Source organism: Herbiconiux solani NBRC 106740 (assembly GCF_001571005.1).
GTDB lineage: Bacteria > Actinomycetota > Actinomycetes > Actinomycetales > Microbacteriaceae > Herbiconiux > Herbiconiux solani.
In genome coordinates, this window is record NZ_BCST01000002.1 from 155,245 (window position 1) to 168,793 (window position 13,549).

The following is a 13,549-nucleotide window of genomic DNA, read 5'->3' on the forward strand; positions in this document are numbered from 1 at the left end:
ATCCTACGCCGGAATAGACCGGTCGTCTAACTCCATTGCCTCGACCGGAATCGTTCCGCTGGCGGGCGCCCGCTTCGCCGCCGTGATCATCGCGTTGGCCGTCGCGATCAGCGGCACGGCGAAGAACGCGCCCGCCACCCCGGCGATCGCGGTGCCGGCGGTGACCCCGAGCACGATGCCGAGCGGATGCACCTTCACGGCCGACCCGGTCAGCAGCGGATGCAGCACGTGGCTCTCGAGCTGCTGCACCAGGATGACGATGCCGAGCATGATCAGCGCCTGCACCCAGCCGTTGAACACCAGGGCGATGACCACGGCGATCGCGCCGCCGACGATCGCGCCGACGACCGGCACGAAGGCTCCGAACAACACCACGACCGCGATCGGCAGGGCGAGCGGCACGCCGAGGATGGCGGCGCCGACGCCGATGCCGATCGCATCCGTGACGGCGACCACGAGCTGCACGCGCACAAAGGCGGTGAGGGTGGTCCAGCCCGCCGCGCCCGCGACGGCGATGCGGGGCTGGGCGCGGCGCGGGAAGAGGCGGGTGGTCCACTGCCAGATGCGCTTGCCGTCGATCAGCGTGAAGAGCGTCACGAAGATCACGATGAACAGGCCCTCGAGCACGTGGATCGCACCATCCCCGACCTTGAGGGCACCCGCCCCGAGATCGGAGGCGTGCTGCTGCAGCCACGTGGTCGCGTCGGTGACGTAGCCGTTGATCGCATCCGTCGTGAGGCCGAAGGGCTGGGTGTCGAGCAGCGACTGCGCCGACTGCACGGCCTGGCCGGTCTGCGTCTTGAGCGACGGCAGCTGGGTGCGGATCTGCTCGGTCACCACGAGCGCGAGCGTCGCCAGCACCGCGAACACGACCACCCAGGCCGTGATGATCGCGACCCACTTGGGCCAGCGGTGGCGCTGCAGGAACGCCGAGAGCGGCACGAGCAGCGCCGACAGGATGAGCCCGATCAGGAACGGGATCACGATCTCGGAGAGCCGAGTCACGAGCAGCAGCACCACGGCGATGGCCGCGCCGATCACGAGCAGGCGCCACGCGAAGCCGGCACCGACCTTGAGGCCGGGCGGGATCGGGTCGGCGGTTGCGGTGGCTGCCGCGGCGGGCGGCGGCGTGGCGGGCATCACGGGCAGGGCAGGCGGCGTGGATGCGGCGGGGCGCCGCCGTCGGAATGGGCTCATGCTGGGAAGCTAGTCCCGAACTGCTGTGAGCGCGCTGGAGAGGGCCTGGATCTGTCAAGGGCTTTCGGTCGGCGCCCCACTGAAGCCAACCCCGCTGTCACCCGACCCGCTGCGGCCTGACCGGAGGTGCGCGGCGGTGAGCGCATCCATCTCGTCGTCGCTCAGGTCGTCGAGGCTCTTGGCCTCGCGGCGGTCGTGCCGCGACCAGCGGATGAAGAGGAACACCAGCACCGGGATGTCGGCGATCTCGGCGATGAACCAGAGCAGGTCGCCGGAGAGCTGCTGGTCGCGCAGCGCGTCGGGGAACCAGGAGGGCCCGCCGAGTAGGGGGCCGACGCCGTCGAGCACCGTGCCGCTCAACCGCAGCACGATGCCGGGGATGGCGTCGAGCACGAGTTCGGCGAAGGCGAGCAGGAACTCGGCCGCGATGAACAGGCCGGTCTGCAGTGCGGCGGCGCCGGCGAGCGGGATGACGACGATCGCGCCGAGCAGGGGGATGAGGAGGCCGAGGGATTCGGAGATCCACGGGGTGGTGCGGGCGATGCCCGCGAGCGGCGTGAGGAAGCCGGCGAACACGACCAGGGCGAGGATCGTGCCGAAGACGGCGTTGCCCGTGATCCGCGCGAACCGCGACGAGGAGGCGCCCGTGAGCAGGGCCAGCGGGCGACCGCGCAGGGTGCCGGCGGCGAGCTCGAGCGGGCGGCCGGTTGCCAGCATCGCGGGCACGAGGAACAGCAGTAGCGCGATGCGGGTGCTGAAGGCGTAGCGCAGGTCGGCGCTCTCGGCGCCCGGGAAGCCGAACTCGACGACCGCGAACGAGCCGAGGCCGAGCAGCACGAAGCCGAGGGTGCGGCGGCGGGGCCAGCGATCGCCGCTCCGTTCGAAGCGCCGCACGGCGGCGAGGTAGGCGGCGGCCAGGGCGAGGATGATCAGGGCGGCCACCGGGTCGAAGCGCCAGATCGACAGGGCGGTCAGGATGTCGGGCGTGGTCGTCTCCTCGTTCGTCCGTGCGTCACCGCGCGGGGTGGTCGCCTCGCGCGTCGCCGCGCGCGGTCTCCTCATTCGTCACCCCACGGGGTGGTCTCCTCGCGTCTCTCCGTGCGGGGTGCGCCGGCCGGTCCGCGCGGCGCCGGCCGGCAGGGCAAGACGAAGCGTGCACCCCCTCGCAGTGTGCCAGCCGTGAGTAACCCCAGAGCCGGCCCTCTGCGGCCGGGGATTCAGCGCGCCGAGGGCACGACCGCGCCGGGGCGCCGGAGCGATCGGCCGGCGGCGCGGTACCGCCGGGCGTGGGGTGCGCGCCGAACGGGCTGAAGATCGCGTTCAGGCGTGCACTACGTCGATATGAGTGCGATCCTCAGCCCGTTCGGAACGGCGGCAGCGACGAACGGAATGAAAAAGCGGGGGTTCATCTGCAATACGTCGACAAGGGGTGCGATTCTCATTCGATTCGGGAGCCGCCTGCCCGCGGCTCGCGTTTGCACCCCCCTTCGGGGGTCAGGTAGTCTCGGTGCAGCAACGGGTGTCAACGTTGTCACACCGCACCCGCGCGCCGATGCCGGGTGCTCGCAAGGGAGCGCACCACCGTATGAAGACCGCCAGAACCAGCCCGATCGCCCGCGACCGGGGCTCGTCCCGGGGCCGGGCCACCGGCATCCTGCTCGCCGGAGCCCTCGTGGTTCCCGGCATCCTCGGGGTCGGCGCCGCCGCCCCGGCGATGGCCGCCACGACCGGAAGCGCGCCAGCCGCAGCCCCGGCCGCCGCACCCGGCGCCGCCGTCGCCGACGGCGACTACGCCTCGCTCGTCAACCCGTTCGTCGGCACCGAGAGCGAGGGCAACGCCTACCCCGGCGCCACCGTGCCCTTCGGCATGGTGCAGCTCAGCCCCGACAACACGAACACCTACTCCTCGACCTCCTACAGCAAGGATGCGAAGCGGGTCTGGGGCTTCAGCCACCAGCACATCAACAGCGCCGGCTGCCCCGCCGCCGGCGAGGTGCTCGTCACCCCCACCACCTCGGCCGTGCCCGCGACCACGCGCGCCTTCATCGGCCTGAGTGATCCCGACACCACCGAGAAGGCCTCGGCCGGCTACTACACGGCCCTCCTCGACAACCAGGTCACCGCCGAACTCACGGCGACCACCCACGTCGGCGAGCACCGTTACACCTTCCCCTCCGGCACCCCCGGCAACATCTCGTTCAACGTCGGCGAGACCCTCAACACGGCGGCCGAGAGCTCGGTCACCTGGGTCGACTCCTCGACCCTCGAGGGCTACGTCTACAGCGGCGGCTTCTGCGGCGGAACCTCCACCACGCCCTTCTTCTTCAGCGCCCACTTCGACCGCCCCGCCCAGAGCTTCGGCACCTGGGGAACGGATGGCGCCTTCGTCGCCGGCTCGACCGGTAGCACCGTGACCTCGGGCGCGAACGGCGCCGCGGCCACCTTCGACACCACCACCGACACCACGGTCGAGGTGAGCGTCGGCGTCTCGTTCGTCGACACCGAGGGCGCCCGCGCGAACCGCATCGCCGAGACCGAGACAGGGCCGGATGCGGATGCAGGCACCGCGGGCACGAGCGGCACCACCGGCACGAACGCCACCGCCGCCCCCACCCAGGACACCTTCGACACCATCCGCGCCCGCGCCACCGACGCCTGGAACTCCCAGCTCGGCCGCTTCGACGTGACCACGAAGACCCCGGACCAGCTGCGCGTGTTCTACACCCAGCTCTACAAGAGCGTGATCTCCCCCACGATCGGCAGCGACGTCGACGGCCGCTACCGCGGCATGGACCAGCAGGTGCACACCGCCGACGGCTGGACCTATTACCAGCGCTTCTCCCTCTGGGACACCTACCGCACGCAGGCCACCCTTCACGCCCTGTTCGAGCACGACCGCGCGACCGACATCGTGCGCTCGATGTACCAGGCGCGCGTCGAGGGCGGCTGGCTGCCCCGGTGGTCGCTCGGCTCGATCGAGACGAACGTGATGGCGGGCGACCCCGTCACCCCGTGGCTCTCCGAGAACTTCGCCCTCGGCACCGTGCCTGACGACATCCGCGACCAGCTCTGGGACTACCTGATCGAGAACGCGACGACCACGCCCCCGGCAGACGTCGCATCCCTCGGCCGTCGCAGCGCCGACTACTACCTCGCCAACGGCCACGTGCCCTACTACCCCGAGAACGGTGGCGGGCTCGGCGGCCAGTACGAGGAGTACCGCCACGGCGGCTCGGCGACCATGGAGTTCGCCCTGGCCGACGCCTCGATCGGCGCGGCGGCCCAGCGCACCGGTCGCACGGCCGACGCGAGCACCTTCCTCGCCCGCGGCACCAACTGGCAGCGACTCTGGAACCCGGATGTGCAGCTCTCGGGCGGCTTCACCGGCATCGTGAACGCGGTCGACCCGCAGGGCGCCTTCGTCTCGGCTCCCGAGCTGGCGCCCGTGCAGGAGTCCGGCTTCCACGAGGGCACCCCCTGGAACTACCAGTGGATGGCCCCCCAGGACGTCACCGGCCTGACCGCGAAGATGGGCGGCCGCGACGCGTTCCTCACCCGTCTGGACTACTACTTCGACATGCCCGCCCTCAAGGCGAACCCTGGGGTGTCCCCCGCGCACTGGGCCAGCGGCGGCAGCGACTACTACAGCGGCATCGGCTACAACCCCGGCAACGAGCCCATGCTCGGCGACGCGTGGCTGTACTCCTACGTCGGTGAGCCGGCCAAGACCAACGACGTGCTCGCGGCGAACCTCAACCGGTTCCCGGACAGCCCCGGCGGCGGCGTCGGCAACGACGACCTCGGCACGCTGTCGTCGTGGTACGTGCTCGCCTCGCTCGGCATGGAGCCGGTGCAGCCGGGCTCGGGCATCATGGCGCTGAACGCCCCGCGGGTGACCTCGGCGGCCATCGCGCTCGACAACGGTTCGACGGTCTCGATCCAGGCTCCGGATGCGACGGGTGACGCCCCGGCGTACATTTCGGGCGTGACGGTCGACGGCCAGGAGCACACGAAGACCTGGCTCGACGCCTCCGACCTGCAGGACGGCGCGACCGTCGTCTTCTCCCTGGCCTCCGACGCGACCGGCCTCACCTGGGGCACCGCGCAGAAGGACTGGATCCCCAGCGTCTCCGACCCCGCCGTCTCCGACATCGCGCTCAGCGGTGCGCAGGGCCTGACCGCGGTCACCGGCCAGGAGTTCAGCGGAATCCTCGCCACGGCGGCCCCGGGTACGCCCGAGGTGCCGATCGCGGCATCCGTCAGCTGGGACGGCGAAGCGGCGACACCCGCGACGGCGACCCTGGCCGACGGCCGGTGGACGATCTCGAACGCGACGACCTTCGCCGCGGCCGGGACGCACACCGCGACGGTCACGATCGCGCCGACCGACGTGCCGGCCTTCGCTCCAGACCCATTCGCGCCGCAGACCGTGCAGGTCGCGGTCGTGGTGACGGATGCGGCGACGGGCACCCCCGCCCCCACCGACCCGGCCGCCCCCGGCACGGGCGGCGGCTCGGTCCCGGCGGGCACCGGCGGCACGGGCACGGGTACCGGCGCAACCGGCACCGGCCACCTGGCCGCGACGGGAGCCGAGAACACCTGGCCCCTGGCGGGCTTGGCCGGCCTCGGCCTCCTGGCCGGAGCAGCCCTGCTCCTCCGCCGTCGCCTCAGCCTCCGCTAAACCGGGGCACACCCTCCACCACCACGCGACGCGCGGTCCGGCTCCCCAGCCGGGCCGCGCGTCGCCGTTTCCCCGCCCATTCCCGTCGCAGGGATGACAGGGATGACAGCGCAGGGCTACCATGGATGACAGGGATGACAGGAGGTTCGAGCATGGCCGCACACGCCGCAGCCCGCGCCGAGCCAGAGGCACGCGCAAGTGAAGTCCACACCGACAGCGGCGACGACCTGTCCCCGCTCGAGGCGGAGGTCATCGCGCTGCTCCTCCCCCGCCTCCGGGCCAGGCTCGGGCACGGCGTCGCCGAGTCGGCAGAGACGATCGCCGAGCGGATGATCGCGACCATCCCGGTCGTCGACCGCTGGCAAGACCTGATCGGGCCCTTCTATACGGCGACGGATGTCGCGGCCTGGCGCGGGGTGACCCGCCAGCAGGTGCACAAGCTGCGCAAGACCGGAGCCCTGCTCGGCCCGCAGACCACCGACGGCCGGGTCGTGTTCCCGGCCTGGCAGTTCGGCCTCCACGGCGAGGGCCTTCCTCGCCTCCGCGAGGTGAAGGCGGCACTGGGTCCCGCCGCGCCCGACGACTGGGCACGGGCCCTCTGGCTGAACGCGGCGACCCCGCGTTTCGGAGGGAGTTCGGCTGCCGACCTCCTGAAGTCCGGGCGATCGGATGAGGTCCTCGAGGCCGCTTGGTCCGACGCCGCCGACATCGACATCGCCGCCGCCGCCGCCGCCACCAAGACCGCCGCCGCCGCCGCCACCGAGGCCGACGCCGCCGCCGACGGGTGACCCCAGCCCCGGATCAGGTCTTGCGCTTGCGCGAGACGACTAGGCGTTGCAGCAGCACGAAGACGAGCAGGATGCCCCCGGTGATGATCGTGGTGGCCTCCGGCGGGATGCTCCCGTCGCGGGTGATCAGCACGTTCATGAGTCCGAGCACCAGCACGCCGACCACCGAGCCGAGCACGAACCCGGCACCACCCGTGAGCAGGGTGCCGCCGATGATGACCGCAGCGATCGCATCCAGCTCCCACCCGACACCTGTGATGTTCTGCGCGATGCCGAGCTTCGAGGTGTAGACGACCGCCGCAAGTCCCGCGAGGGTGCCGCTGATGACGTAGACGGTGAGCTTCGTGCGCACCACCGGCAGGCCCATCAGCAGTGCCGACGACTCGGATCCGCCGATCGCGTAGACCGTGCGGCCGAGGCGGGTGCGGTGCAGCACGAACGCGGCGACCGCGACGACGAGCACCGCGATCAGCACGTTCGGCGTCACCACGAGGTCGTTGATCTTGGTTCCGTTGATGACGGTGATCTCGGTCGACAGGCTCCGCAGCGGCGAGTCGTCGCCGAGCCGCTCGGGGGTGGTGCTGAGCATCGAGGCGAGCCCCCTGGCCAGGAACATCATGGCCAAGGTAGCGATGAAGGGTTGCACGTTGAAGTACTGCACGAGCACGCCCGAGGCGACGCCGAAGGCCGATCCGATCAGGATCATCAGCACGACCACCACGATCGGGTTCCAGCCCGCGTTCGCCAGCATCACGCCGACCAGGCTGCTGATCGCGATCACCGCACCGACCGAGAGGTCGACCCCGCCGGTCAGGATGACGAAGGTGAGCCCCACGGCCAGGATGATCAGGTACGCGTTGTTGATGAACAGGTTCGAGATCGTGTTGAACTGCACGATCCGCCCGTAGGCCACCTCGCCGTAGACGATCATCGCGATGAAGATCACCACGGCCGCGAGCGTGGGCAGCGTCTCGAGGTTGGGCTTCAGCCGCGACAGGCGCGACAGCAGGGTCCGGTGCGGTCCACCGGCCGGGCCGGACGGATCGGACGGGTCGGAGGGGCCGGACGTCGGTCGTTCGATCAGCGCGCTCATGCCGGCACCGATTCCTTTCGCGGGGCGGTCGGCCGGGGTGATCCGGCGCCGGGGTCGGTCGGCGCGGCCTTCGCCCGCCGTCGGGCGAACAGGGCGCGCACGCGCTGGGACTGCAGCAGGCAGATGACGACGATCACGGCCGCCTTGAAGGCGGGGGTCGCCTCCGACGGGATGGAGAGGAACACGATCGTCTTGTCGAGGGTCGCGATCAGCAGCGCGCCGATGACGCTGCCGGTGAGCGAGAACTTGCCGCCCGCCAGCGAGGTGCCGCCGATCACGACCGCGAGGATCGCATCCATCTCGGCGGCGAGGCCGGTCTTGGAGACCTCGACGGTCATCACGCTGGCGACGCTGAAGATCCCGGCGACACCGGCGAGGATGCCGCTCACGACGTAGACCGAGATCAGGATGCCGATGGGCCGGATGCCCGCCATCCGCGCGGCTTTCGGGTTGATGCCGATCGACTCGATCATGAGGCCGAGCGCGCTGCGGCGGATGAAGACGGCGACGATCGCGACGATCACGCCGGCGATCACGAAGACGACGGGGAAGCCGAGCACCGTGCCGTTGGCGATCCAGCGGAAGGGCTCGTTGGTGGCCGACGTGTTCTGCCCCGCCGTGATCACCTTCGCGAGCCCGCGCCCGGCGAGCATCGTGATCAGGGTCGTGATGAAGGGCTGCAGGCCGACGATCGAGACCAGCACGCCGTTGATCGCGCCGAGGCCGGCACTGATCGCGAGGGCGAGGCCGGCGGCGGCGAGCGCCGTGCCGACGCTGCCGTCGCCCGCGTTGCTCATGAACTCCATCGAGACGGCGCCCGACACGGCCATGACCGAGCCGACCGAGAGGTCGATGCCGCGGGTGGCGATCACCAGCGTCATCCCGACCGCGATCATCATCACCGGGGCGCTCGCCCGCAGCAGGTCGATCAGATTGCCGGAGAGGTTGCCCGTCGTCGGGTTGACGGCGACACCGAGGTAGCCGGGATCCTTCACCAGGTTGATCACGAGCAGCAGCACGAGGGCCACCACCGCCCAGATGTAGGGCTGATGGATGATCGTGCCGAGCAGCGACCGGTCGCGGGAGCGGGCGGGCGTCGTGGATGCCGTGCTCATGCGGCACTTCCTTCCGTTGCGATGAGGTCGACGATGGTCTCGGCGGTGACGTCGGGGCCGTTGACGAGCTCGCCGATCTTGCGGTGGTCCTTCAGCACGACGATTCGCTCGCTGAGCCGGACCACCTCCTCGAGCTCCGACGAGATGAACACGACCGACATGCCGCTCTCGGCGAGGGCCGCGATGGCCTCCTGGATCTCGGCCTTGGCCCCGATGTCGATGCCGCGGGTGGGTTCGTCGAGCACGATCAGCTCGGGGTTCGTGGCCAGCCAGCGGCCGAGCAGAACTTTCTGCTGGTTGCCGCCGGAGAGGTTCTTGATCGGGCGCTCGGGATCGGCCGGGCGCACGTTGAGCTCGACGAGGTACTTGTCGCAGAGCTCCTTCTGCTCACGGCGCGACAGCGGGCGGGCCCAGCCGCGCTCGGCCTGCACCGCGAGGATGAGGTTCTCGCGCACCGTGAGGTCGCCGATGATGCCCTCGTCGCGCCGATTCTCGGTCGAGAACGCGATCTTCTTGGACAGGCCGGCGATCGGGCTGTGCACCTCGGCGGAGACGCCGCCGATCCGCACCTCGCCGGTGTCGGGCCGGTCGGCGCCGTAGATCAGGCGGCCGAGCTCGGTGCGCCCGGAACCGAGGAGGCCGGCGAGACCGACGACCTCGCCCGCGTGCACCTCGATGTCGACCGGGTCGATCGACCCCTTCCGGCCGAGGTCGGTCGCGCTGTAGAAGGGGGTGGCGTCGGGGGCGGCGACGCGTCCACGGTTGGAGCCGAGGGCGGCGAGGGTGCCGAAGTCCTTACCGATCATCTTCGAGATCAGCTGGGTGCGGTCGAGGTCGGCGGTGAGGTATTCGCCGACGAACTCGCCGTTCCGGAGCACCGTCATCCGGTCGCTGATCGCGTACACCTGGTCGAGGAAGTGGGAGACGAAGAGGATGGCGACGCCCTGGTCGCGGAGCCGGCGCATGACGCCGAACAGCCCCTCGACCTCGTTGGCGTCGAGGCTCGAGGTGGGCTCGTCGAGGATGAGGACCTTCGACTTGGCGACCATGGCCCGGCTGATGGCGACCAGCTGCTGCAGGGCGAGCGAGATGCTGGAGAGCGGCTGCTTCGGGTCGAGGTGCCCGAGGCCGAGGCCGACGAGGGCTTCGCGGGCGGCCTCGTTCGTCTTCCGCCAGTTGATGCCGAACGCGCCGCGGATCTCGTGGCCGAGCATGACGTTCTCACCGACCGTGAGGTTGTCGCAGAGGTTGACCTCCTGGTACACGGTCGAGATCCCGGCGCTCTGGGCGTCGGCGGTGCCCGTGAACATCCGGGGCTCCCCCGCGACGGCGATGGAGCCGCCGTCGATCTTGTAGACGCCGGTCAGGGCCTTGATCAGCGTCGACTTGCCGGCCCCGTTCTCGCCCATCAGGGTGTGGATCTCTCCGGGGAACAGACGGAAGTCGACGTGCTGGAGCGCTTTGACCCCGGGGAACTCGATCGAGATGTCCTCCATCTCGACGATCGCGTCGGTGAGTGCCATTGGTGTGCCTGGTCGTTCTGCCGGCTGCCCGGCGTCGTCGATGGGTGGTGGGGTGGTGCCGGAGGCCCTCGGCCGGCCCGCGCGGTGGTGGGGCGCGGGCCGGCAGAGGGTGTCGTCCGGCGGACCGGTCTCAGTACTTGCGGGTCGGCAGGGCCTCGGTCGCCGCGGCGGGCGAGTCGAAGGTCACGCTCGGCACCACGATGTCGCTCTCGACCGTCTTGCCGTCGAGAGCATCCTTCACGACACCGATCGCGGTGTCACCGAACAGCGGGTTGTACTCGGCAACGAAGCTCAGGCGTCCCGCCGCGAGGGCCTCGAGGGCCGCCTTGGTGCCGTCGATCGTGATGATCTTGACGTCGGTGCCGGGCTTCAGGCCCGCCTCCTCGACGGCCAGGGCGGCGCCCAGGCCCATCTCGTCGTTCTGCGCGAAGACCAGCTGCACGTCGTTGTTGTTCGCCTTGAGGATCGTCTCGAACACGCTCTTCGCGTCCTCGGTCGACCAGTTCGCCGACTGGCTCTCCAGCTTGGTGAAGTTGGCGTCGATCGTCGAGTCCCAGCCCTTGTTGCGGTCGTTCACGACCGAGAGGCCGGGAGGGCCCTCGAGCACGACGTACTTGGCTCCGGACGGGAACTGGGCGTTCGCCCACTCCGCGGCCGAGGCGCTGATGCCCACGTTGTCGGGCGCGATGTGGCTGGTGTAGAGCGACGGGTCGTTCGGCTCGATGCCACGGTCGAGCAGCACGACGGGGATCTCGGCCTCCTGGGCGCGCTTCAGCACGCTGTCCCAACCGGTTGCCTCGGTGGCCGACAGGATGATCGCGTCGACCCCCTCGTCGATGAACGAGGTGAACGCGGTGATCTGCGAGTTCTGGTCGCCGTTGGTGGCGGGGGCGTACTTCAGGTCGAAGCCGTTCTCTTTCGAGAACGAGTCCTGGATGTTCTGCTCGTTCGCCGTGCGCCAGCCGCCCTCGGGGCCGACCGCGACGAAGCCGACCGTGGTCAGTTCGCCGTCGCCGCTTCCGCTGCCGGCCGAGTCGGTCGAACCGGAACCGGATCCGCCTGAGCAGGCGGCGAGGCTGATGGCCATGGCGCCGGCGACCGCTACTGCGGCGATCCTCCGGACCTGTGCTGTCGTGAACATTGATCTCCTCCTCGAGATCCCGCCGGTCGAAATCGGTGCGGCGGGTGAATGTGTGGTTCTCTGGATGCTCCGCAATGTGATCGCTCACATATGTCAGCGAGGGCCGGCCGACACGTCGACTGGTCTTCATTGACTCGGCGTGCCGCCTAGTTGTGAGCGCTCACAAGAGCGTTGCTGGAGAGAGTATCCCCGGCCGATTCGCCGTGTCAACACTGTTTCCGAACCGTAACTTTCCCAGGGCGAAGTCGCGTGGACACTAGGATGTGAACCCTAACAACCTGGGAGAGCTCGATGGTGAGTCGATGATCAGGGCGACCGCGCCCGTGGTGCAGCTCACCGACGTCTCGGTGCGGTTCCCCGGAGTCCAGGCGCTCGACGGGGTCGACTTCCGGTTGTTCCCCGGCGAGGTGCACTCGCTGATGGGCGAGAACGGCGCCGGCAAGTCCACGCTCATCAAGGCGCTCACCGGCGTGCAGCAGATCGACTCCGGCTCGATCGAGCTCGACGGCAGCCCCGTCTCGTTCGCCAGCACGGCGGAGGCCCAGGCCGCCGGAATCAGCACGGTGTACCAGGAGGTGAACCTGCTGCCCAACCTCACGGTCGCCGAGAACGTGCTGCTCGGCCGGGAGCCGCGGCACCGTTTCGGCGGCATCGACTGGAAGGCGGCGCGCGCCCGCACGAGCGAGGTGCTCGCGGGCCTGCGCCTCGACGTCGACCCCCGATCGCTGCTCGCCGACCACTCCCCCGCGGTGCAGCAGCTCATCGCGATCGCCCGCGCCACGAGCGTGCAGGCGAAGGTGCTGGTGCTCGACGAGCCGACCTCGAGCCTCGACAACGACGAGGTGACCGAGCTGTTCCGCGTGATCCGGGGCCTCAAGGAGTCCGGCGTCGCCATCCTGTTCGTCTCCCACTTCCTCGAGCAGGTCTACGAGATCTCCGACCGGCTCACCGTGCTGCGGGACGGGCGGCTGGTCGGCGAGTATCTCACCGACGAGCTGCTCAAGATCGACCTGATCCAGAAGATGGTGGGCAAGGAGCTCTCAGCCCTGGCGAGCATCCGGCACGGCGATGGGAGCGGGGGCGGTGACGGGCTCGATGGCCGTGACGGGCTCGACGGCACTGGCCGGCACGAGGGCGCTGGCGGGCTCGACGGCACTGGCGGGCTTGACGGCACTGGCGGCCTCGACGGCCCTGGCGGGCTCGACGCGGTCGACGCCGCTGCGAGCGGTCTCGGCGCGCACGGCGCCGCGCATCCGCTCGTCGAAGCCATCGGTCTCGGCCGGCGCGGGGGCATCGAACCCCTCGACCTGTGCATCCACGAGGGCGAGATCGTCGGGGTCGCCGGCCTGCTCGGCTCGGGCCGCACCGAGCTCGCGCGCCTGCTCGCGGGCGCCGACCGGCCCGATGAGGGCGAGCTCCTGGTCGACGGGGAGCGGCAGCGCTTCCGCGGCCCGAGCGGCGGGCTCAAGCGGCGGATCGTCTACGCCTCCGAGAACCGGCGCACCGAGGGCATCCTCGGCGATCTGACCATCCGCGAGAACATCGTGCTCGCCCTGCAGGCCGATCTCGGCTGGTTCCGGCGCATCCCGATCCGCCGTCAGACCGAGCTCGCCGTGAGCTACATGCAGGCCCTCGGCATCAAGCCGGCCGACCCGGAGGCGCGGATGAGCACGCTCTCCGGGGGCAACCAGCAGAAGGTGCTGCTCGCGCGCTGGCTCGCGATCGCGCCGCGCCTGCTCATCCTCGACGAGCCCACCCGCGGCATCGACATCGGCGCCAAGGCCGAGATCCAGAAGCTCGTCAGCGACCTCGCCGAGAACGGGCTCGCGGTGCTGTTCATCTCGGCCGAGCTCGAGGAGGTCATCCGGATCAGCGACCGCATCGCCGTGCTGCGCGAGCGCCGCAAGGTCGGCGACCTCGTCAACTACGACCTGACGGTCGACCGCGTGCTCGCCGTGATCGCCGCCGCACCGGCCGACGAGGTGCCGAGCTGAGCGCCGCGCGGTACGAC

The 13,549-nt window shown here is 70.3% G+C and carries 9 protein-coding genes; 3 read left to right on the forward strand and 6 right to left on the reverse strand.

The window, feature by feature from the left end; translation table 11 throughout:
* Positions 1 to 3 precede the first annotated feature (3 nt).
* Both HSO01S_RS03995 and HSO01S_RS04000 read right to left on the reverse strand, forming a co-directional pair.
* Positions 4 to 1,197 carry an AI-2E family transporter gene (locus HSO01S_RS03995; protein ID WP_066039288.1) on the reverse strand — a complete coding sequence of 398 codons (1,194 nt, stop codon included), beginning with the start codon at positions 1,195 to 1,197 and terminating at the stop codon, positions 4 to 6.
* 54 nt (positions 1,198 to 1,251) lie between these two features.
* Entirely contained in the window at positions 1,252 to 2,259 is a 1,008-nt protein-coding gene (locus HSO01S_RS04000) for a cytochrome c oxidase assembly protein (RefSeq protein ID WP_084361282.1), read from the reverse strand.
* A gap of 523 nt (positions 2,260 to 2,782) precedes the next feature.
* Here HSO01S_RS04000 and HSO01S_RS19415 point away from each other — a divergent pair.
* Both HSO01S_RS19415 and HSO01S_RS18985 read left to right on the forward strand, forming a co-directional pair.
* Positions 2,783 to 5,878, forward strand: a complete 3,096-nt coding sequence (locus HSO01S_RS19415; RefSeq protein ID WP_066039289.1) for a GH92 family glycosyl hydrolase — start codon at positions 2,783 to 2,785, stop codon at positions 5,876 to 5,878.
* A gap of 152 nt (positions 5,879 to 6,030) precedes the next feature.
* Positions 6,031 to 6,666, forward strand: coding sequence for a hypothetical protein (locus tag HSO01S_RS18985; protein ID WP_066039290.1), 636 nt, complete (start codon positions 6,031 to 6,033; stop codon positions 6,664 to 6,666).
* Between the two features lie 13 nt (positions 6,667 to 6,679).
* Here the strand turns inward: HSO01S_RS18985 and HSO01S_RS04015 are convergent, their stop codons facing one another.
* From HSO01S_RS04015 to HSO01S_RS04030, 4 genes are all read right to left on the reverse strand, one after another.
* A complete protein-coding gene (locus tag HSO01S_RS04015) occupies positions 6,680 to 7,759 on the reverse strand; it encodes an ABC transporter permease subunit (protein ID WP_084361284.1) in 1,080 nt (359 codons plus the stop codon).
* Positions 7,756 to 8,874, reverse strand: coding sequence for an ABC transporter permease (locus HSO01S_RS04020; protein ID WP_066039291.1), 1,119 nt, complete (start codon positions 8,872 to 8,874; stop codon positions 7,756 to 7,758). The genes HSO01S_RS04015 and HSO01S_RS04020 overlap by 4 nt, the downstream gene beginning before the upstream one ends.
* On the reverse strand, positions 8,871 to 10,397 hold the full coding sequence (locus tag HSO01S_RS04025) for a sugar ABC transporter ATP-binding protein (protein ID WP_066039292.1): 1,527 nt from the start codon (positions 10,395 to 10,397) through the stop codon (positions 8,871 to 8,873). The genes HSO01S_RS04020 and HSO01S_RS04025 overlap by 4 nt, the downstream gene beginning before the upstream one ends.
* Before the next feature lie 130 nt (positions 10,398 to 10,527).
* Positions 10,528 to 11,538 (reverse strand): ABC transporter substrate-binding protein, encoded by a 1,011-nt coding sequence (locus HSO01S_RS04030; RefSeq protein ID WP_066039293.1) that lies wholly within the window; start codon positions 11,536 to 11,538, stop codon positions 10,528 to 10,530.
* 302 nt (positions 11,539 to 11,840) lie between these two features.
* Here HSO01S_RS04030 and HSO01S_RS19420 point away from each other — a divergent pair, with 302 nt between their 5' ends.
* Positions 11,841 to 13,532, forward strand: a complete 1,692-nt coding sequence (locus HSO01S_RS19420) for a sugar ABC transporter ATP-binding protein (RefSeq protein WP_066039294.1) — start codon at positions 11,841 to 11,843, stop codon at positions 13,530 to 13,532.
* The last annotated feature ends 17 nt before the right edge of the window (positions 13,533 to 13,549 follow it).